Origin of the sequence: Lysinibacillus parviboronicapiens, assembly GCF_003049605.2 — a bacterium.
In the GTDB taxonomy this organism is placed as follows: Bacteria; Bacillota; Bacilli; order Bacillales_A; family Planococcaceae; genus Lysinibacillus; species Lysinibacillus parviboronicapiens.
In genome coordinates, this window is the sequence record NZ_CP073713.1 from 1,080,704 (window position 1) to 1,101,533 (window position 20,830).

21 protein-coding genes and 1 other annotated feature are annotated in these 20,830 nt (G+C 37.8%); of the genes, 20 read left to right on the top strand and 1 reads right to left on the bottom strand.

Annotated elements, in window-relative coordinates; all coding sequences use genetic code 11:
- The first annotated feature begins 40 nt into the window (after window positions 1-40).
- The 14 genes from C9J31_RS05060 (at window position 41) to ileS (ending at window position 13,138) form a co-directional block, all read left to right on the top strand.
- Window positions 41-760, top strand: a complete 720-nt coding sequence (locus C9J31_RS05060) for a DUF881 domain-containing protein (protein WP_107923157.1) — start codon at window positions 41-43, stop codon at window positions 758-760.
- 3 nt (window positions 761-763) lie between these two features.
- Window positions 764-1,135: a small basic family protein gene (locus C9J31_RS05065; RefSeq protein ID WP_107923156.1), complete on the top strand. Its 372-nt coding sequence runs from the start codon at window positions 764-766 to the stop codon at window positions 1,133-1,135.
- A 96-nt stretch (window positions 1,136-1,231) separates the two neighbouring features.
- Complete coding sequence (gene ftsA, locus C9J31_RS05070; protein ID WP_107923155.1) at window positions 1,232-2,515, top strand: cell division protein FtsA; 1,284 nt, start codon at window positions 1,232-1,234, stop codon at window positions 2,513-2,515.
- A 54-nt stretch (window positions 2,516-2,569) separates the two neighbouring features.
- Window positions 2,570-3,727 (top strand): cell division protein FtsZ, encoded by a 1,158-nt coding sequence (gene ftsZ, locus C9J31_RS05075; RefSeq protein WP_107923154.1) that lies wholly within the window; start codon window positions 2,570-2,572, stop codon window positions 3,725-3,727.
- A gap of 282 nt (window positions 3,728-4,009) precedes the next feature.
- On the top strand, window positions 4,010-4,843 hold the full coding sequence (locus C9J31_RS05080; RefSeq protein ID WP_107947671.1) for a sigma-E processing peptidase SpoIIGA: 834 nt from the start codon (window positions 4,010-4,012) through the stop codon (window positions 4,841-4,843).
- 13 nt (window positions 4,844-4,856) lie between these two features.
- The gene (gene sigE / locus C9J31_RS05085) at window positions 4,857-5,564 is read left to right on the top strand and encodes an RNA polymerase sporulation sigma factor SigE (RefSeq protein WP_024362133.1); all 708 of its coding nucleotides are present in this window, start codon (window positions 4,857-4,859) and stop codon (window positions 5,562-5,564) included.
- A 114-nt stretch (window positions 5,565-5,678) separates the two neighbouring features.
- Window positions 5,679-6,452, top strand: coding sequence for an RNA polymerase sporulation sigma factor SigG (gene sigG / locus C9J31_RS05090; RefSeq protein WP_107923152.1), 774 nt, complete (start codon window positions 5,679-5,681; stop codon window positions 6,450-6,452).
- 123 nt (window positions 6,453-6,575) lie between these two features.
- Window positions 6,576-6,812, top strand: a complete 237-nt coding sequence (locus C9J31_RS05095) for a PRC-barrel domain-containing protein (RefSeq protein ID WP_010858343.1) — start codon at window positions 6,576-6,578, stop codon at window positions 6,810-6,812.
- A 164-nt stretch (window positions 6,813-6,976) separates the two neighbouring features.
- Entirely contained in the window at window positions 6,977-7,681 is a 705-nt protein-coding gene (locus C9J31_RS05100) for a YggS family pyridoxal phosphate-dependent enzyme (protein WP_107947673.1), read from the top strand.
- Window positions 7,665-8,159: a cell division protein SepF gene (locus tag C9J31_RS05105; RefSeq protein ID WP_107923150.1), complete on the top strand. Its 495-nt coding sequence runs from the start codon at window positions 7,665-7,667 to the stop codon at window positions 8,157-8,159. Before C9J31_RS05100 ends, C9J31_RS05105 begins: the two co-directional genes overlap by 17 nt.
- A gap of 21 nt (window positions 8,160-8,180) precedes the next feature.
- Window positions 8,181-8,459 carry a YggT family protein gene (locus tag C9J31_RS05110; RefSeq protein ID WP_107923149.1) on the top strand — a complete coding sequence of 93 codons (279 nt, stop codon included), beginning with the start codon at window positions 8,181-8,183 and terminating at the stop codon, window positions 8,457-8,459.
- Between the two features lie 91 nt (window positions 8,460-8,550).
- Complete coding sequence (locus C9J31_RS05115) at window positions 8,551-9,339, top strand: YlmH family RNA-binding protein (RefSeq protein WP_107923148.1); 789 nt, start codon at window positions 8,551-8,553, stop codon at window positions 9,337-9,339.
- Window positions 9,340-9,434: 95 nt separating this feature from the next.
- Entirely contained in the window at window positions 9,435-9,959 is a 525-nt protein-coding gene (locus tag C9J31_RS05120; RefSeq protein WP_107923147.1) for a DivIVA domain-containing protein, read from the top strand.
- A gap of 132 nt (window positions 9,960-10,091) precedes the next feature.
- Window positions 10,092-10,314 (top strand) — a binding site (T-box leader).
- 55 nt (window positions 10,315-10,369) lie between these two features.
- A complete protein-coding gene (gene ileS, locus C9J31_RS05125) occupies window positions 10,370-13,138 on the top strand; it encodes an isoleucine--tRNA ligase (protein ID WP_107947675.1) in 2,769 nt (922 codons plus the stop codon).
- 233 nt (window positions 13,139-13,371) lie between these two features.
- On the opposite strand, the gene C9J31_RS05130 is transcribed toward ileS, so the two are convergent.
- Complete coding sequence (locus C9J31_RS05130; protein ID WP_238601998.1) at window positions 13,372-14,604, bottom strand: helix-turn-helix transcriptional regulator; 1,233 nt, start codon at window positions 14,602-14,604, stop codon at window positions 13,372-13,374.
- A gap of 189 nt (window positions 14,605-14,793) precedes the next feature.
- On the opposite strand from C9J31_RS05130, the gene C9J31_RS05135 reads away from it, so the two are divergent.
- The 6 genes from C9J31_RS05135 to C9J31_RS05160 all read left to right on the top strand — a co-directional run bounded on the left by C9J31_RS05135 (window position 14,794) and on the right by C9J31_RS05160 (window position 20,525).
- A complete protein-coding gene (locus C9J31_RS05135) occupies window positions 14,794-15,123 on the top strand; it encodes a hypothetical protein (protein ID WP_054767106.1) in 330 nt (109 codons plus the stop codon).
- Window positions 15,124-15,146: 23 nt separating this feature from the next.
- Window positions 15,147-16,715 (top strand): sodium/solute symporter, encoded by a 1,569-nt coding sequence (locus C9J31_RS05140; protein ID WP_107947676.1) that lies wholly within the window; start codon window positions 15,147-15,149, stop codon window positions 16,713-16,715.
- Window positions 16,716-16,829: 114 nt separating this feature from the next.
- Entirely contained in the window at window positions 16,830-17,960 is a 1,131-nt protein-coding gene (locus tag C9J31_RS05145; protein ID WP_107947678.1) for an FIST signal transduction protein, read from the top strand.
- Window positions 17,961-17,976: 16 nt separating this feature from the next.
- Window positions 17,977-18,969 (top strand): methyl-accepting chemotaxis protein, encoded by a 993-nt coding sequence (locus tag C9J31_RS05150; protein WP_107947680.1) that lies wholly within the window; start codon window positions 17,977-17,979, stop codon window positions 18,967-18,969.
- A gap of 168 nt (window positions 18,970-19,137) precedes the next feature.
- A complete protein-coding gene (lspA, locus tag C9J31_RS05155) occupies window positions 19,138-19,617 on the top strand; it encodes a signal peptidase II (RefSeq protein WP_107947682.1) in 480 nt (159 codons plus the stop codon).
- Complete coding sequence (locus C9J31_RS05160; RefSeq protein ID WP_107923142.1) at window positions 19,614-20,525, top strand: RluA family pseudouridine synthase; 912 nt, start codon at window positions 19,614-19,616, stop codon at window positions 20,523-20,525. Before lspA ends, C9J31_RS05160 begins: the two co-directional genes overlap by 4 nt.
- Window positions 20,526-20,830 lie beyond the last annotated feature (305 nt).

Here is a 20,830-nt window from a genome sequence, read left to right on the forward strand (position 1 = left end):
TGACGCAGAGGCGTTAACGATACGTCTAGGAGGGGCTATTTTGAAAAAAAATATGTACACCCGAATAACGATCGTGCTATTTATTATCGGTTTGATGATAGCGGTACAATACAATACCATTCAGAAACCAGCTGAGCGAGATACACGAGATATTTGGGCCATACGAGAAGAATTAGCAGAAGAGAAAAAAAGGCATTCCACATTATTAGCAGATATTCGCTCACTTAATGATGTAGTGGGTCGCTATGAGCAATCTGAAAAAACAAATTTACAATCTATTTTAAATGAAACATTGGATCGTTTAAAACAGCAGGCAGGACTAACAGCTGTCACAGGACCAGGCGTTATACTTCGCGTGGAACCAGCGCCTGAATTAGTTGCAATGGGCTATGACATTGAAGAAATTTCTCCTGATTTATTGACTCAATTATTGAATGCCTTGTTTAAATACGATGCTGCAAATGTTGCCATTGATGGGAACCGCATTGTACATACGACAGCCATTCGAGACATAAATGGAAAAACAACGGTGAATAGTGTACCACTGTCTTCGCCACCATTCGAAATTTATGTTGGGACAACTTCATTTAAGGAAGCGCAAAAAATGTATAGCTCGATTCAAGCTTCCACATTTATCGACTCGTTTTATTTAGATAATTTTAATTTAGTAATAGAAGAGCCGACTGAGTATTTAACAATCCCAGCATTTGATCATCCATTGACAAACGATTATTTAACAGAGGGCAAAAAAGGAGATTAATATATGTGGCTACCATTTTTAGGCTTAGTGTTTGGACTTGCCTTGGGCTTATTAACAAATATCCAGATACCCTCTATTTATGAAAATTATCTTTCAATAGCTGTTTTGGCAGCGTTAGATACATTATTTGGCGGCATACGAGCTCAATTACAGCAAGTTTATGATGATAAAGTTTTTGTATCAGGTTTCTTTTTTAATATAGTTCTGGCAGCAGGACTCGCCTTCTTAGGTGTGAATTTAGGGGTGGACTTGTATTTAGCAGCCATTTTTGCTTTCGGAGTACGTTTGTTCCAGAATATAGCAATCATTAGGCGTATATTACTAACTCGGTTGGATGAAAAACGTCACAAGAAGAACAAAAATTCCATAGAGTAAGAGAAAAATTGCCTAAAATACTCGATTTGCTTAGACATTACGCTAGATTTACAATAGAATGAAATTAAGAGCATTTTTTCAAGGAGGTGCAGCGAATTGAATCAGCAAGAGTTATATATATCACTTGATATTGGGTCATCCTCTATCAAAGTATTAATAGGTGAAATGAGCGACGGACAATTACATGTAATTGGGGTCGGAAATGTAAAATCGAATGGAGTTCGAAAAGGTGCGATTGTTGACATTGATGCAACAGTTCAATCTATTCGAAAGGCAGTGGAACAAGCAGAACGAATGACCGGCTATCAAATCGATGAAGTCGTGCTAGGAGTTCCAGCAAACCAGACGATGTTACAGCTAGTTAAGGGTGTTGTCGCTGTAAATAGTGAAAATAGAGAAATTACAGATGATGACTTAGACAGAGTGGTAGAATCTGCACAGGTCATGTCAATACCTCCTGAACGTGAATTAGTTAACATTATTCCAAAACAATTTATTGTGGATAATTTAGACGAAATCAAAGATCCTCGCGGTATGATTGGTATTCGTCTCGAAATGGATGCAACGATGATTACAACCTCTAAAACACTTTTACACAATGTACTTCGTTGTGTAGAACGAGCAGGCTTAAGCATTAGAGAAATTTATTTGCAACCATTGGCAGCTGGTTATTTCGCTTTAACGGAAGATGAGAAAAATCAAGGTACTGCCTTCATCGAATTAGGAGGCGGTTCAACAACTATAGCAGTATTTGAAGAAGGTCTGTTAACTCATACGGGTGTGATACCAGTTGGTGGAGATCATATTACAAAAGACATTTCAATTGTCTTAAAAACACCAACAGAGCAAGCAGAACAAATCAAACACCAATTTGGACATGCCTTTTACGACGATGCATCAGACGAAGAACTCTTTGAAGTGCCGATTGTAGGTACAGATTCAAGAGATCAGTACAGCCAGCGTTTTATTTCAGAAATTATTGGTGCTCGCTTGGAAGAATTATTCGAGCTTGTAATTGATGAGTTAGCGCGACTAGGTGTGCGAGATTTACCAGGTGGAGTTGTTTTAACAGGTGGAGTTGCAAAGCTTGATGGTATTGCGCAACTGGCGCGCCAAATATTGCAAACGCGTGTTAGAATATATATACCTGATTATATTGGCGTTAGAGAGCCTTCATTTACGACGGCAGTCGGACTAATTCGTTACGCCTATTTAGAAGATGATTTTTACGGAAAAAGTACGAATACGCAACCTAGTGAATATGCGGTTGTAGGAGCTCAATCAGCGACACCTAAGAAGCAAGAATATGTTGCACCATCAGAGTCTAAGGGAAGCGTAATCGGGAGAGCAAAAAAATTATTTGATAAATTTTTTGATTAACTTGAATGCGTAATGAATGATACAGAGTCGAGTTACCGTGGGAGGAAAAAAAGTATGTTAGAATTTGATACAAGTGTTGATCAACTTGCAGTTATAAAAGTCATTGGTGTCGGTGGCGGCGGTAACAACGCTGTTAACCGAATGATAGAACATGGTGTACAAGGTGTTGACTTTATCGCAGTAAATACAGATGCACAAGCTTTAAATTTATCGAAGGCTGAAATAAAGTTACAAATTGGTACAAAGCTTACACGAGGCTTAGGTGCTGGTGCTAATCCCGAAGTAGGGAAAAAGGCTGCGGAAGAAAGTCGTGAACAATTAGAAGAAGTTCTTCGCGGTGCGGATATGGTATTCGTAACGGCTGGAATGGGTGGCGGTACAGGCACTGGTGCTGCACCAGTTATTGCGCAAATCGCACGTGATTTAGGTGCACTTACAGTAGGTGTAGTAACTCGACCATTCACATTTGAAGGTCGTAAGCGTCAAACACAAGCAATCGGTGGTATTGGCGGCATGAAGGAAGCGGTTGATACATTAATCGTCATTCCGAACGACAAGCTATTACAAATTGTCGATAAATCTACGCCAATGCTAGAAGCCTTCCGTGAAGCAGATAATGTTTTACGACAAGGTGTACAAGGTATTTCAGATTTAATCGCAACACCTGGACTTATTAACTTAGACTTTGCAGACGTTAAAACAATTATGTCTAATAAAGGTTCTGCATTAATGGGTATTGGTATTGCAACAGGAGAAAACCGTGCTGCAGAAGCAGCGAAAAAAGCTATTTCGAGTCCTTTACTTGAATCATCTATTGATGGTGCAAAAGGTGTTCTTATGAATATTACAGGCGGTTCAAACCTTAGCTTATTTGAAGTTCAAGAAGCAGCAGATATCGTAGCTTCAGCGTCTGATGAAGAAGTGAATATGATTTTCGGTTCTGTTATTAACGAGAATTTAAAAGATGAAATTATTGTAACAGTTATTGCGACTGGTTTTACTGAAGAAGCTTTACAACAACAACGTGGATCTGTACGACCAGCGTTAAATACTAATCGACAAGCTGCTCCTCAACAACAAGCACCAATTCGTGAGCAACGTCAAGAAGTTCATGTGCAGCAAGAACAACCACGTCAAAATCATCAGAATTATGCACAGGATGATATGCTTGAGGTACCTGCATTTTTACGTAATCGTAAAAATCGGGGATAACAAAAAAACTTTGACTTCTTAAAAGCTCGTATTTTACTTATGTAAAATACGAGCTTTTTATATTGGTTGCGGAGCAACTATTCTTTTGCTTTGATGTTTTTAATCATTTGAAGTGATTAGTGATTGCCTATAATTTGCCTATATTGAAATTAATTTTCTTTATTATGTTCAATTGTGTAAGGAAAGCATGTATTTTGTCAAAACATTTTAAGGAATTGATGCGATTGTTTGACAATATTTGTGACTGCGGCGTGATAACTTTGTAAGTAGGAGGCGGCTGTTATGTATGGAGAATGGCTGGTGCTCATTAATACGCTTTATAATCTAGCGATACTCACGTTTACGGCAAAGGTAACACGGGTTCATGTAAAGAATACGAGATTATTAATGAGTTCTATTTGTAGTAGTTTGATAGCTGTAATCGGTGGTCAAAAGCTAATCATCATATTGCTAAGTTTTATTGTGCTAATTGGTATTGCATTTCACTTCAAGATTCGAAGTTTTCAAAAACAAGGACCAATAGTACTGGTAGCAACAATTGTTATTGGCGGGCTATTAACAGCGTTACAACCGTATTTAAAGAATCTTTCTGTCATTCATTTTATGTTAATTTGCATAGTACTTGCCATTGGTTATCTTGCTGTTTTTTATAAACAATGGGGGTTTGTGAAGTTGGAGCGTGTAAGTGGTCAGTTTGTTTTTGATACGACGTTAAAGATTTTTGATGTAGCGATACCTCTTTCGGCATTTGTTGATACGGGAAATCAATGCATCGAGCCTTTATCTGGAAAGCCTGTTCATTTTGTCTCTTATACAGCGTTACGACCACATTTACCAATAGCGATGCGAAAAGCATTATCTGAATGGCAAGAATCCGATCCGTACGATGTATCAATGTTTTCAGCAGATTATCAACGACTTATTCGATTTATTCATGTAAATACAGTGCAGGAACAAACAGTTGTATTAGGCTTTCGCTTTGATGAGTGGCTTATAAAAGGGGAGACGTCACAAGTGAAGGCAGATGAATATATCGTTTTAACGAAAAAAGCTAAAAATTTTCCACATAGCACAGCAGCAATTTTACATTTTTCAGCGCTTTCAAATAACTCATAGAGGGGGAGAACTATTGCTTCTTAGGCTACTTGCTAGCTTGAAAAAATTATGGGGTAAGTTTCGGAGTCGTGAAACGTACTATATAGGGGGAAATGATTCATTGCCAGTGCCACTAAGTCGAGAAGAAGAAGTCACAGTCATTGCATCCTTTATGAACGGAGATTTACGAGCAAGAGACACACTTATTGAACGGAATTTACGTCTTGTTGTTTATATTGCTAGACGTTTTGATAATACGGGTACGCCGATTGAAGATTTAATTAGTATTGGATCAATTGGCTTGATTAAGGCGATTGAAACGTTCAATACAGATAAAAATATTAAGCTTGCAACGTACGCATCACGTTGTATTGAAAATGAAATCTTGATGCATTTGCGTAAGACAAGTCGCATGAAGGGTGAGGTTTCGCTTGATGAACCATTAAATTCGGATGCAGACGGAAATGAATTACTATTATCTGATATTTTAGGTACAGAGGAACATATTATTTTAGATAATGTAGAAAAGAAAATTGAACGTCAACATATGTTCCATGCCATTAATTTACTAGGTGCACGTGAAAGATATATTATGGAATGTCGTTTTGGCTTAAACGGAAAAATAGAAATGACACAAAAAGAAGTAGCTGATCATTTAGGCATCTCGCAATCATATATTTCCCGCCTAGAGAAGAAAATTATTCAGGATTTACGGGAAAATTTAAATCAACCAATATCATAGTTAGGGAAATTTATCCTACCTAAAATTGGTCGTAATTTTTCTGCATATTCTCGATTCTCTCGGACAAACTGATGTAACGGTTTAGTCAGAGAATAACATCCGGAGGAATCGAATATGCGAACAAAAGTAGATCTTTGCGGCTTAGATACATCGACTTTGCCAATTTTAAAGCACGAGGAAATGAAGGAACTCTTCATCCGTTTACAAGCAGGAGAAACCGAGATTAGAGAAGAGCTTGTAATGTGCAATTTAAGGTTAGTGCTCAGTATTGTCGGGCGATTTGCCTATAGGGGTGAACAGGCAGATGATTTATTTCAGGTAGGCTGTATTGGCCTCATGAAAGCCATCGATCATTTTGATTTAAAGCATAATGTACGATTTTCAACATATGCTGTACCAATGATCATTGGTGAAATTCGTCGCCATCTGCGTGATCATCATGCACTACGTGTTTCTCGTTCACTTAGAGATATTGCGTATAAGGCGATGCAGGCTAAGGAGCAATGGATAACCGATAATTTGCGAGAACCAACGATTGAAGAAATTGCTGAAATGATTGACATGAAAAAGGAAGATGTTTTATTCGCTTTAGATGCCATTCAAGACCCAGTTTCATTACAAGAGCCCATTTATTCAGACGGCGGGGACGCTGTTTATATGATGGACCAATTACGTGATGATGATGTATCGGAAGATCAATGGGTTGCCTACGTGTCGGTAAAAGAAAGTTTGCAAAAGTTAGATGTACGTCAGCAAATGATTGTAGCAAAGCGTTTTTATTTTGGTGAGACACAAACTGAAATTGCAAAGGAACTGGGGATTTCTCAAGCGCAAATTTCACGACTAGAAAAAAATGCAATAGAAACGATGCAGAAAGATTATAAGTAAGTAGACAATGCGCACCCGAGATTTCGGTGCGCATTTTATCTTCATTCAGTTAGAAAAACGCTAACCGAAGGACCGTAAAATGTACAATTATGTATAATGTCATTGATTTAGGAGGGGTATAGAATGCGTTTCTCAAATTTACAGCAAAAAGAAGTAATCGAAGCTGGAAATGGGCGTTTTTTAGGGTTTGTTGTAGATGCAGAGGTTTCGAAGGAAACAGGCTATGTAACTGCATTTATGATAGCAGAACCTCGTAAGTATCTTGGTTTTTTTAGAGGAGAAGATTCAGTTAGAAAAGTTTATATGAAGGATGTCTTGGTTGTTGGTAAGGATGTTATACTTGTGAAGGCTCTATCGTAGCCCTAGCTTCTCGTGCGTTAAAATAGCCAATATGAGACTATCTTTGCTTCACTTGCGGAAGAACAACGCGAATGTACTTTCACTAATAGGTCAGGCTATTCATTGATAAATAAAGCGTTGCTTGTTACAATAAAAGAAACTAATGTTGCAAAGTTGGGAAAAAAGTGACGAAAATATTAACAAATTTATCCAAAATTAAAGAACAAATACAAGCAGCACAAAAACGTGCAAATCGTGAACAAGATAATGTTGAATTGATCGCTGTGACAAAAGAGGTTTCTGTTGAAAGAACGCAAGAAGCAATTGAAGCAGGGCTCGTGCATGTAGGAGAAAATCGCCCTGAAGGTTTAAAACTTAAAATTGAAGCGATTCAAGCTGATGTACATTGGCATTATATTGGCTCACTTCAAACACGCAAAGTTAAACAGGTCATTAATGATATTGATTATTTACATTCATTGGATCGATTGAGCTTAGCTGAAGAAATTGAAAAAAGAGCAAACAAGCCTGTAAAATGTTTTGTACAAGTTAATGTATCAGGTGAAGAATCAAAACATGGTTTAACAGCCGAAGAGGCTCTATCTTTTATCGAATCTTTACAAAACTTTACGAAAATTCAAGTTGTTGGTTTGATGACAATGGCACCAAATACAGAGAATGAAACAATGATTCGCTCTGTTTTTAAGCAATTAAAACAATGTCAACAGCAAATAGCCGAACGGGGATTCGCACACGCACCTTGTACCGAGTTATCAATGGGCATGTCTAATGACTTTGAAATAGCGGTGGAGGAAGGAGCTACATTCGTTCGAGTCGGAACGGCTCTTGTTGGAAATGAAAGAGGGGAACAGGATGAGCATGAAAAATAAAATTAAAAACTTCTTTTATCTTGAAGAAGAAATAGAAGAAGAAATCACGCAAGCTCCTATTCAACAGCAACAACCCGTGCAACAACAACCGATTCATGCAGCTAAATCTAAAAAGATCATAAAAGAACGTAAGGCACCGATTCATGAAATTGTTCCACAAAGTGCCTCTGCCAATAATAATATTGTCAGTTTACAAGCAGCGATGAATTCGAAAGGTGCAAAAGTTGTATTAGTAGAACCAAGAGTTTATGCCGAGGCCCAGGATATTGCGGAAAACTTAAAAAACAAACGTGCTACAATTGTCAATTTACAACGTATAGATCGTGAGCAAGGTGTACGAATTATCGATTTTCTAAGCGGCACCGTTTATGCACTTGGCGGTGATATACAACGCATCGGAAAAGATATATTCCTTTGTACACCGGATAATGTAGAAGTATCTGGCGAAATTTCAAATTTTATTTTAGACGATAATTAAAGAGCGAGGATTGTAGTTTATATGACTTTATATGTAATAATGTATTATGTGTCAATAGCATTTAAGGTGTATTCTTTTATGCTAGTTGCATATATTTTAATGTCTTGGATACCAGCGGCACAAAACTCATCAATTGGTCGTATGCTTGAAAAAGTGTGTGAACCGTATTTGGGGATTTTCAGGAAGTTTATTCCGCCAATCGGTATGATTGATATTTCTCCAATTGTGGCAATTTTCCTGTTGAATTTTATTCAAAATGGTCTTTTCATTGTGATTCAAAAAATATATTTAATGTTTTAGACGAAAATCCTCACAGTTGGTGGGGATTTTTTGTTTAACTGGGAAATACTAAGTTTAGCATCAGTAGTAAAAGGATAAATGAGGTGAATACATGGAGCATTTAATACAACATTTTAGAAAGGACGAGCAGCCTTTCATCGAACAGGTAGTAAGTTGGCAACGTGAGGTAGAGGATCGTTATGCTCCAAAACTGACTGATTTTCTAGACCCACGACAACGTTTTATAGTGATGTCGATTATTGGTCAAGGCGATGCGCTAAAAACCATGAGTGCCGGTCTTTTTCATGAGGCAGAACGTCAACGTATGCTTATCTTTCCAGCTTATTTTGAACCGCAATTAGAGGACTATCAACTAACGGTTTTTACCATTCATTATCCTGCTAAGTTCATACAATTACGTCATCCAGATGTACTCGGTGCACTATTGTCATTAGGGCTAGATCGCGCTAAATTTGGTGATATTCGCGTGAATGAACATCAAGTACAATTTGTAGTCGCCGATGAGGTTGCAGATTATGTCCGTCTTCATTTAACGGGCATTGGTAAGGTTAAAGTACATGTCGAGTCGATGAAAGAGATAGAACCCCTCATTCAAAATGAGGATGAATGGGTGGAAGAGTCATATACGGTTTCTTCCATGCGTATAGATGTCATTATTGCTAGTGTATTAAAGGTGTCTCGCCAAAAGGCACAGGCACTTATAACAGGAAAGAAAGTACGAGTAAATTGGACGGAACGAGAGTCAGTTGCTTTCGAATTACAAGAAGGCGATATATTGTCAGTACGAGGAAGTGGTCGTGTGAAAATACTTATGACAGAAGGCCGTACAAAAAAAGATAAAATTCGCTTGCAAATCGGTCGATTGGCCCAAAAAAGCTAAAAATCAAGTAAAATTCATTAATTTATACTGCTAAGTTGTTGGAACAATTGTATAATAGGAAGAACGAATGTACATGTAAAGGAGAGAAGGATTGTATGCCATTATCACCTATTGATATACATAATAAGGAGTTTACAAAATCTTTTAGAGGTTATGCAGAAGATGAAGTAAATGAATTTTTAGATCAGATCATCAAAGATTATGAAATTTTATTGCGAGAAAAAAAGGAAGTCGACAAGCAGCTAGAAATGTCTTTAGAACAAGCAAGATATTTCAGTTCGTTAGAGGAAACATTACAAAAATCTATTGTGGTGGCTCAAGAGGCCGCTGATGAAGTCCGAAGAAATTCACAAAAAGAAGCAAAACTAATTGTCAAAGAAGCAGAGAAAAATGCCGATCGCATTATCAATGAGGCTTTAACAAAAGCTCGTAAAGTGACAATTGAAATTGATGAGCTGAAAAAACAATCAAAGGTTTTCCGTAATCGATTTAAAATGCTTGTGGAAGCACAACTTGATCTATTAAATGCAGATGATTGGGATCATTTGTTACAATATGATATTGATTTAACAGAAATTCAATCGTCTGTTGAAGAAGCGCAGGAATCTGACGAAGTTTAGACAAATCCACACTGGCGATATTTATCCGCAATTTAGAGTTGGTAATCATTTACTAAATAAATCAGTTAGACTTGACGTCAATGATGGATTTTCATATACTATTGTAATAGTAATTATTTTGAACAGATATGCATACAGGCAAAGATGGAGACAGTATTTGTTAGGCGTAGTGAAGCGATTTGGGGATAGTGGGAGCTCAAACAATCAATTAACAAAGAACATCACTCCTGAGCTAAATAACTGAACGATTAGTAAGTTATTTCGGGGCGCATGACGTTAACGTGCATTCAAGAGGCAGTACTTTTATGTACTGCAACTAGGGTGGTACCGCGAGTCAAAGCTTCTCGTCCCTTTTTAGGGATTGAGGGGCTTTTTTGTTTGTTTGCAAAAAAATAGAGGAGGAATTACACATGGTTGAATATAAAGAAACCTTATTAATGCCGAAAACGGATTTCCCAATGCGCGGAAATTTACCGGCAAATGAACCGAAGATGCAAGATAAATGGAATGGATTGGACATCAATAAACTACAGATGGAGCGTACAGAAGGTCGTCCAGAGTATGTGTTGCATGACGGTCCTCCTTATGCAAATGGAGATATTCATATCGGTCATGCTTTAAATAAAGTGTTAAAAGATATGATTACACGCCATCGTTCTATGACAGGCTACCATGTTAACTATATTCCTGGCTGGGATACACATGGTTTACCAATTGAGCAAGCGTTAACAAACAAAGGTGTTAAACGTAAAGAAATGTCAGTTGCAGATTTCCGTGAATTATGTGCGCAATATGCTTATGAACAAATTGACAACCAACGTGCACAATTCCGTCGTTTAGGTGTTCGTGGTGATTGGGAAAACCCATATATTACATTAAAGCCAGCATTTGAAGCTCGCCAAATTGAAGTATTCGGTCAGATGGCGGAAAAAGGCTACATTTATAAAGGGTTAAAACCAGTATATTGGTCACCTTCTTCTGAATCCGCACTTGCAGAAGCAGAAATCGAATATAAGGATGTAAAATCGGCCTCTATTTATGTAAGCTTTGCGATTAAAGATGCAAAAGGTATTGTACCAGCTGATGCAAAATTCATCATCTGGACAACAACTCCTTGGACAATTCCGGCAAACTTAGGGATTTCGTTAAACCCAGAATTTATCTATGTAGTTGTAGCAGTTGCAGATAAAAAATTCATTATTGCGAAAGAATTATTGGAAACAATTGCAAAAGAGCTTGAGTGGGAAACATATGAAGTTGTCCAGGAAGTAAAAGGGGAAGCGTTGGATCGCCTGGTAGCACAACATCCATTCTATGACCGAGAATCACTTGTCATGGTGGGCGAGCATGTAACTGCTGAAGCTGGGACTGGATGTGTTCATACAGCTACTGGACACGGGGAAGATGACTATAATATTGGTAAATTATATGATTTACCAATTCTTAGCCCAGTTGATAATCGTGGTTGTTATACAGATGAAGCGCCAGGTTTTGAAGGTGTCTTCTATAATGATGCAAACAAGATGGTGACTGAGCGATTAGCAGAAGTCGGAGCACTAGAAAAATTAGATTTCTTTACGCACTCTTATCCACATGATTGGCGTACGAAAAAACCAGTTATTTATCGTGCTACACCACAATGGTTTGCGTCAATCGATGCATTCCGCGATGAGTTACTAGCAGCTGTAAAATCAACAACATTTACACCAGCTTGGGGCGAAACACGTCTTTATAACATGATTCGCGACCGTGGGGACTGGGTTATTTCTCGTCAACGTGCATGGGGTGTGCCAATTCCAATTTTCTATGCTGAAAATGGTGAGCCAATTATAACGCCAGAAACAATCGCACGCATTTCTGCACTGTTCCGTGAGCATGGCTCAAATATTTGGTTCCAAAAGTCGGCAAAAGAGTTACTACCAGAAGGGTTCACACACCCAGGAAGCCCGAATGGTGAGTTCACAAAAGAAAACGATATTATGGACGTATGGTTTGACTCAGGTTCGTCTCACCAAGGTGTTCTAGTAGAACGTGGAATGAAATATCCTGCTGATCTTTATTTAGAAGGTTCTGACCAACATCGTGGCTGGTTTAACTCTTCATTAATTACTTCAGTAGCAATTAATGGCTATGCACCATATAAAGGGCTACTAACACATGGTTTTGTGCTTGATGGTGAAGGACGTAAAATGAGTAAATCACTTGGCAATGTTATTATTCCACAAAAAGTGATGGATCAATATGGTGCAGATATTTTACGTTTGTGGGTAGCATCTGTTGACTACACGGCCGATGTACGTATTTCAATGGATATGTTAAAGCAAGTTTCAGAAGTATACCGTAAAATCCGTAATACATTCCGTTTCTTACATGGGAATATTGCCGATTTCAATCCACAGACTGACCGCGTAGCATATACAGATTTACGTGAAATGGACCAATATGTATACATGCGCTTGCAAGACATCTTAAAAACAGTGCGCGCGGCTTATGACCGTTATGATTTTGCAGCTGTATACCATGCAATCAATAACTTTGTCGCTGTTGAGTTATCTTCTTTCTACTTAGACATCGCGAAAGACGTAGTATACATTGAAGGTCATGACAATAAAGATCGTCGTGCAATGCAATCCGTTATTTATGATACATTAATGACATTAGTAAGAGTTATGACACCAATTATTCCGCATACAACAGATGAGATTTGGTCTTATTTATTCGAGCAAGGCTTGGTAGAAGAAGTATCTGTTCAATTAACTGATTTCCCAGAGGTTGAGGAGCAAGAAAACTTTGAAAGTCTGCGCACAAAATGGGAAGCAATAATCGACGTACGCGATGACATTTTAAAAGCATTAGAGGAAGCACGTAATGCCAAAACAATTGGTAAATCTCTAGAAGCAAAAGTAACAGTATATGCAAAAGAAGATATTTCAGCATTATTGAACGATGCAAATATTGACTTTGCACAACTATCAATCGTGTCTGACTTTGAGGTAGCACCATTTGAAGCGGCTACTGCTGAAGCATTGGCTTTTGAGCATGCATCCATCGTTGTAGAGAAAGCTACAGGTGAAAAATGTGAGCGTTGTTGGTCAATTTCACCAACAGTCGGTTCGAACGAAGCACATCCAACAGTTTGTGCACGTTGTGCAGAAGTAGTGGAAAAGTATTACGTATAATAAGCTAAAGTAAATACAACAATCATCCTTAAGATAACAGTCCCTTAACAGGATGAAATTGTCCATTTAAAAGATGGAATGAGCAGCTCGATGTTATAATCGGCTGCTCATTTTTTTATGTATGTTGTTTCATTACTTCGCGTCTTAAGCTCAAGGTCTAAACCCTCGAGCAAAAGAAGTAATTTATTTTTGTGGGGGCAATGACGCGAATATTATCGGCTACAGAGAACTTTTTATTTAAATAAAATTTCCTTGGTATTACGGTATTCAGTCGGTGAAAGTCCAACGTATTTTTTAAAAGTAAGGCTGTAATAATTAGGTGTATTAAAGCCAGAACTTGCGGAAATCTTTTCAATAGTATAATCGTATTTTCGCAAAAAGGGGAGTGTTTTAATGATACGTGTAAAGGCCACATAATCTACAAAATTGCGTCCCGTTTCTTTTTTAAACAACCGGCTAAAATGGGTGGAACTAAAGTTAATGTAATTAGCAACATCGCTGATCGTTATTTGTTTATCATAATGCTCCTCTATATAGTGGAGGGCTTTTTGAAGCTGTTCATGCTTTGTTAAATCCTCGTAAAATCGGATATGAATATTATCAACTGGTGGTTTTCTTCGTGCTTTTCTTGCTTGACTATAGGATTCCTTGACTTGTAGGGATTGGTGAAATACCCCACCAATCCCTATAAATAGATGAATACTATGGTCTTTTTTCAAAACTTCTATAACCTCATGCAAACAAAGTACGCCCTCAGCCCAATGTTTAAATGAAGTATAGTCATTGGGAATACGCATCAATAGCAATAAGTAACGTTCAAAATTTAAAAAAGACAGCGGTGCTTTATCGGCAAAATACTGACGAAAGACATTTGTAATTACACTACTTGCATCTTCAGGTACTGGGCGATTATGATTCACATCAATATAACCTTGAATCAAAAAGACGAGATTTGGTATACAGTCCGTTGATACAAACGAGGAAGCTTGTATAATCTCTTGTTCGTTTTCGATTTCACCACGAATCAATCGTCTCAAAAAAGCTTCGCGAAATGGAGACGTATGATTTTGCGCAATTTGCTGTGACAGTTCAAGCATGGTAAGTGTATGCGCCTGCTTTTCCTTAAAGGATGTAAAGAGCTTTTTTACAATTCGTAAAAATTTTTGCTTCTGCAAAGGCTTTATGAGAAGTGCCTGTAAATTTAATTCAATGGCAATGCCGGTTGAATAGGTTAAGTGTACTGCAACAATTGGGACAATGATACTGTTAGGATAATTTCTCTTTAAACGATTTACCTTCACCCAATCAAATAAGCGGTTAATTTCGCAGACGAAAATTGCCACTTCGTTAGCAGCTCGTTCTTCACAAACAACAAACGTATTAGGGAGAAATTCCTCTAGCCAACCCATCATGTGCTGTTTTTCAACTGAATTCTCAACGTACCATACAACGTTTAAAATGATCAACTGCCCCTTTCTAACTGCAAAAATGAAAAAGGAATATTAGAAATATTTTAACTTAATATAGTACTATTTTGTACTAATACAGCAATATTTTGTAATTATATTATTTTCTAAATAGAATAGAATAGTTGTAGTGAATAATAATTTGAAATTTCAGATAATTATTCACGTATACAAAAGGGGGTTAGAAATATGGCTGGGAGTCATGATTACGATTATGTTGAAGCTGGAACGGTTGATGTAAAAGATTTACCACCATTGGATTCGACGACAAATAAAATTATGAAAGATGAGTTTACAACTGGTTTGGGTTTAACTGTACTTTATTTCATTTTTATTTTTAGCATTCCGGTTATGAACTGGTTTGCACCTGACTTCGCTTTTAAGAAAATTTGGGGCGGGATGACAGTCACTTGGTTTGTAACAACAGTTGTGATGATGGCAATGGCTTTCGTTATTGCATACGTGCATACGACATTGTATGAAAAGCGTTTAAAGAAGTACGAAATGACAAATAAATAGTTTGACCAAAGGGGGTATGTTGAATGATTGAAGCTTTACTAGAACCGAAAATGCTGTTAACAATTGCGCTAATGGGGACAATTGTCTACATTACGTATTTAACAAAGAGAAATACAACTGCATCTGATTTCTTTGTTGGGGGACGAAGCTTCGGATGGTTTACAAATGGTTCAGCAATTGGAGGTGATTATTTAAGCGCCGCTACTTTCCTTGGAATTGCGGGTTTAACTTTTCAACTAGGATATGATGGTGCCTATTATGCATTCTGCTTCTCTATTGGTTTAACACTTTTAGCTATTTTTGTTGCAGGTCCTTTAAGACGTTTTGGTGCATTTACAGTAGCAGATTTTTTAGCTTATCGTTTTCATAGCAAAAGAGCACGCCTAGCGGCTGTTCTAGTAGTATTAGCAATTTCGGGATTCTATGCAGCACCTCAGCTATTAGGTGCGGCACAAATATTAAGTATGTTCTTTGGGACTTCCTATGAATTCGGTATTATATTTACATGTATTGTTATGATTTTCTATGTAGGGATAGGTGGTATGAAAGGAACGACTATCAACCAAGCATTAGAACTTTGGATTCGTCTTGGTGCGTTTATAGTAATGTTGATTGCCGCGATGTACGGAGGTTTACATTACGATAAAATTTTAACCGCCATTCATTCTTTCAGTGGCCCTATTACAGGGACGTCACCATATGCTTTAGATGGAAGTGATGTTAATTTTGACGGTGCCGCATGGACAGGGACAGGCTTTTATTTCCCTACTTTCTGGCAAACAATTAGTATGACTATAGGATTAGCGTTAGGAACTATTGGTCTTCCACATATTTTATTGCGCTTTTATACAAACCCTAGTGCGAAGGCAGCTCGTAAATCGGCATTAATGGCAATTGGTATTGCAAGTGCATTCTTCTTACTAGCGGTATACTTAGGTGTTGTAGGTCGTGCAATTTTCATTTCTGGTTCGGCAAGTGAAGAGGTAATGCGAGATTTAGTACTCGGTGGGAATAATATGGTTATACCAACGACTGCGCTTGCACTTGGAGGAAATTGGTTACTTGGTCTTGTTATTGCAGGGGCGTTTGCAGCTATCTTCTCGAATTTATCGGGACTATTTATCACAAGCTCTGGTGCATTGGCTCATGATCTATATGCAACTTTCATGAAAAAAAATATTACTCAAAAGCAACGAGTGATTGCAGGGAAGGTTGCGATTGTGATTTTAGGTGTACTTTATGGTGCGCTTGGTTTACTCGTGAAAGATGCCTCGATTGGTCATTTAGTAGCATTAGCGTTTACAGTTGCTGCGAGTACATTTACACCAATCTTTATTTTAGGTATTTGGTGGAGAGGTATGACAGAAAAAGGAGCAATAGCAGGCTTAATAATCGGTCTGGGTGTATCCATGTGGATGATCTTCCTTCCGGGAACGCTACCAAGCTTTTTACAATTTAAAATCCCTGGTATTGTGACTGTCCCAGTTGGTTTCCTATCTGTTATTTTAGTGTCTTTATTAGATAGAAAAGTACCAGCTGATGTAAATGATTTCATGAAGCGCGTACACGCAAAAGAATCTGAAACTATTTAAGAGATATGTAAGCTATTTCTATCACTTGTCAAAGGATAGAAATAGCTTTTTATTTATTATAGTAGTATTATTTTATGTAATATTTACAAATTATGCTAGAAGGAGACATGTCCAATGTCAGATATACTTTCAGCTTTATCTACAACACGAGATACTGCACAGGCATTTAGAGAAGTCAGTGCACAATTACATAAAGAGCCTTCACTCGTTTTGTTTTTTACGAGTACAATCCATTCCTTTGAACAATTAACTTCCTATTTCAACGAAAAGTATTCGAATTGTGATGTGGTGGGTGTCACTACGACTGGTGAAATTGGTCCACAAGGATTTTCACAACATAGTTTAAGTGCACAAAGTTACAGCAAGGATTTTGGACAAGTACAAGCTGTGCTGATGAACAATATTGAAAAGTACCCGATTTTTGATCGTACTAAGGTGTTACAAAGTGCAAAAAAATTAGGCATTCGTCTAGAGAGTCCACAAATTGACAAGGAGGGGCTGGCTTTTATTTTTCCAACGGGCTTAGTTGCAGGGGAAGAAAAAATGCTGTCAATTGTGAATTCCATTTTTCATCATGATGGTTTTCCGATTTTTGGTGGGACAGCAGGCGATGATGAAAAATTTGAAAAAACCATCGTAAGCTTAAACGGTCAACAAACTGATAAAGGAGGAGTCGTTGTTTTTATCAAACCATACCTCGAATTCTATATCCAAAAAGAGAATATTTTTAAAAGTACAGGTATCGAATTGAAAATTACAAAGGCTGATCCAGAAAAACGTATCGTCTATGAAATTAATAATGAGTCTGCGGCAAGAGTTTATGCAAGAGCATTAGGCGTGAGTGAACAACAATTACCTCGTTATTTTATGAAAAATCCACTAGGACGTTGCTTTAATGAAGAATTATTAATTGCTTCTCCATTCCGAGTTGAATCCAATGGAGCTATTGCGTTTTATTGTCAAGTGTACCAAGATGCTGTTGTGGAATTGTTAGAACCTAGGGATCCAGTTGAAACCTTACAAACGACATTAGCTACATTTACTAACAAATTTAATCGACTTGAAGGTGTACTTGCATGTAATTGTATTTTGCGAAAATTACAGTTTCAAGAGGAGCGGTTATTTCCAGCGCTTAATAGTGAATTAAGCCAACTACCGAACCTCGCAGGATTTAGTAGCTACGGTGAACAGTTAAATAAATCATTAATCAACCAAACCTTAATATTGATTGGTTTTGGAAAATGATGACGGGAGAAAGAAGATGCTAAAACAATTTTTCATACGTCCTAAAGACGAACATCATGAAGAAGCGCTTAGACTAGAAATTAATGGCTTAAAAAAAGAAGAGCGCGATATGATTTTAAACGGTATGTTTGATTTAATCGGATTATTGAGTACAGCCAACGAAAAAAATGCAAAAGCTGATAGTTTATTTATCGAACAGATAACAGGTATTAAGAAATCACTTGCAATACAACAGCAAGCATTAAATGATTCCCGCGAAGGTGCTGAGAGAATAGTCAGCGAGACAGAGCATGTCCATGAAATCACAAAAGATGTAGAAGGTCAGGGCAAGGAGAACATCCGTCTAGTGGCAGAAAGCAATAACAATATGACGAAGCTTTTTGGACAAATGGAAAAAGTAATGGCTGTGTTCAATCGGTTAGAACAGTCATTGAAAGATGTTCAAATAGAAACAAATAATATTATGGCATTTACGAAAATGATTAGTGATATCGCTGATCAAACGAACCTTCTTGCATTAAATGCATCGATTGAAGCTGCACGTGCGGATGAACATGGTAAAGGTTTTGCGGTTGTGGCACAAGAAGTGCGGAAATTGGCTGAGCAAAGTAAAGATGCTTTGGTACATATTCGGACAAAAGTGACTGATATCGTGGGACGAATGGAGCTACTATCTACGACAATGCAGCATGAGGCGCAAGTTGTTAGCGAAACACAAAATATGGCGAACTATACAATGACCTTTTTTGAGAAAATCGAGCAATCAGAACAATTGTTATTTACCAATATGTCTGCCATTCAACAGGCAACGAATCAAACGATGTCGGAAGTGACTGCTTTTCAACTACAGCTTCTGGCAATTATGGAAGCAACGCAGATTTCCATTGAAGAAATTAATGAATTATATGCCTTCTCGCAGGATAAATTTTACAATGCGAATGACATTACCTCCTATATAGCGCAGCTCTATTATTTAGCAGAGGCAGTGCGTCAACAAAGGCTATCGTGAAACAGAAGGGCGTAGCTGACCTAGACCCGAGCGATGCTTGAGACTCCCCGAGCGTTGCTGACCTTGCTCCTATTGTTTTTTCAACAATATTTTCATGATATATTAGTTATTCCTATATAGGCTCTTATGGTAGAATAGGTAAGATGTTGAGCGAACGGAGGAATGGCTGTGTATAAATATTATGGATTGGCCGCTTTTGTGATTCTTTTAGATCAATGGACAAAATGGCTAATTGTGAAAAATATGGAGTATGGTGAGCGTATTTCTGTGTGGGACCCTTGGTTTGGTATTCTATCTCATCGAAATAGAGGGGCAGCATGGGGAATGTTAGAAGGACAAATGTGGTTGTTTACGATTGTGACAGTGGGCGTTATTATTGCCATCATTTACTTTTATCACAAAGAAGCTAAGGGAAAACCGATTTTCCAAGTGGGCTTAATGCTATTGCTGGGCGGAGCTATAGGTAACTTTATCGACCGTTTATTTAGAGGTGAAGTAGTCGATTTTGTTGATGTATTAATCCCAGTGATGAATTATAATTTCCCTATCTTTAATATTGCAGATGCGGCATTAACAGTTGCTGTAGTTGTCCTAATGATTGGTTTAATCATCGAAGATAAAAAAGAAAAGAAACAGGTGAAACAATGACGCAAGTAACATATACAATTGAAGAACAGCAACAGGGAGAGCGCATTGATAAGGCGCTTTCAACTGTGCAAACAGAATGGTCACGTACACAAATTGGCAATTGGGTTTCAGAAGGTATTGTCAAAGTAAATGGTGAGATAGTAAAAGCGAAGTACAAAGTAAAAGCAGGCGATATTGTCGAAATTACTGTGCCAGAGGCAGAGCCTTTAGATGTAATAGCTGAAAACTTAGACCTTGATATCGTCTATGAGGATGCGGATGTACTTGTTGTCAACAAGCCGAAGGGGATGGTCGTTCATCCGGCACCAGGTCATTTGACAGGCACACTCGTAAATGGATTGATGTATCATTGCAAAGATTTATCGGGCATTAATGGTGTAATGCGTCCAGGCATTGTGCATCGAATCGATAAGGACACATCGGGTTTATTAATGGTTGCAAAAAATGATACGGCACACGAATCATTAGTTGATCAGCTGGTGAAAAAAACCGTAACTCGTAAATATACGGCCCTTGTACATGGGCATATCGCACACGATAAAGGGACAATCGATGCTCCAATCGGACGTGACCAAAAAGACAGACAGAAACAAGCGGTTGTGGATAATGGCAAACATGCAGTGACACATTTCCAAGTAACTGAACGATTTGGTGATTACACGCTTGTAGAATGTCGCCTAGAGACAGGGCGAACACATCAAATTCGTGTGCATATGAAATATATAGGGTACCCCCTTGTTGGAGATCCAAAATATGGACCGAAAAAGACCATTGATTTTGGTGGACAAGTATTGCATGCGGGTATACTAGGATTTGATCATCCTACGTCTGGTGAGTATATGGAGTATGAAGCACCACTTCCTGCTGATTATGTGCAATTATTAGCTGAATTAAGAAATAACCATTGACGGATATTTAAAGAAGGTCTATACTAACGAAAGTGAATGAAAACTTAACTAAATATTCACCTTTAAGAACAGTCCAGAGAGGCTGAGAAGGTACATGTGATAGTGTTGCAAAAATTTGTGCTGCAAATTTTTCAACATGCTATTTGAACACGTATATAACCCTCTCAGGCTATTCGCCTCGAGAGGTTTTTTAATTCCGTGCAACAAACGCGAAACCCTGATTTGTTAACTAATGATAATCGGCAGGATGAAAAAGAATTCCTGACAATGTAAGTTTCGTTAATGGACACATGGCCAACAATACA

Coding starts and splice junctions, on each gene's coding strand:
- C9J31_RS05065 (WP_107923156.1), top strand. CDS start 764: ATGTGGCTACCATTTTTAGGCTTAGTGTTTGGACTTGCCTTGGGCTTA.
- ftsZ (WP_107923154.1), top strand. CDS start 2,570: ATGTTAGAATTTGATACAAGTGTTGATCAACTTGCAGTTATAAAAGTC.
- C9J31_RS05080 (WP_107947671.1), top strand. CDS start 4,010: ATGTATGGAGAATGGCTGGTGCTCATTAATACGCTTTATAATCTAGCG.
- sigG (WP_107923152.1), top strand. CDS start 5,679: ATGCGAACAAAAGTAGATCTTTGCGGCTTAGATACATCGACTTTGCCA.
- C9J31_RS05095 (WP_010858343.1), top strand. CDS start 6,576: ATGCGTTTCTCAAATTTACAGCAAAAAGAAGTAATCGAAGCTGGAAAT.
- C9J31_RS05105 (WP_107923150.1), top strand. CDS start 7,665: ATGAGCATGAAAAATAAAATTAAAAACTTCTTTTATCTTGAAGAAGAA.
- C9J31_RS05110 (WP_107923149.1), top strand. CDS start 8,181: ATGACTTTATATGTAATAATGTATTATGTGTCAATAGCATTTAAGGTG.
- C9J31_RS05115 (WP_107923148.1), top strand. CDS start 8,551: ATGGAGCATTTAATACAACATTTTAGAAAGGACGAGCAGCCTTTCATC.
- C9J31_RS05120 (WP_107923147.1), top strand. CDS start 9,435: ATGCCATTATCACCTATTGATATACATAATAAGGAGTTTACAAAATCT.
- ileS (WP_107947675.1), top strand. CDS start 10,370: ATGGTTGAATATAAAGAAACCTTATTAATGCCGAAAACGGATTTCCCA.
- C9J31_RS05135 (WP_054767106.1), top strand. CDS start 14,794: ATGGCTGGGAGTCATGATTACGATTATGTTGAAGCTGGAACGGTTGAT.
- C9J31_RS05140 (WP_107947676.1), top strand. CDS start 15,147: ATGATTGAAGCTTTACTAGAACCGAAAATGCTGTTAACAATTGCGCTA.
- C9J31_RS05145 (WP_107947678.1), top strand. CDS start 16,830: ATGTCAGATATACTTTCAGCTTTATCTACAACACGAGATACTGCACAG.
- C9J31_RS05150 (WP_107947680.1), top strand. CDS start 17,977: ATGCTAAAACAATTTTTCATACGTCCTAAAGACGAACATCATGAAGAA.
- C9J31_RS05160 (WP_107923142.1), top strand. CDS start 19,614: ATGACGCAAGTAACATATACAATTGAAGAACAGCAACAGGGAGAGCGC.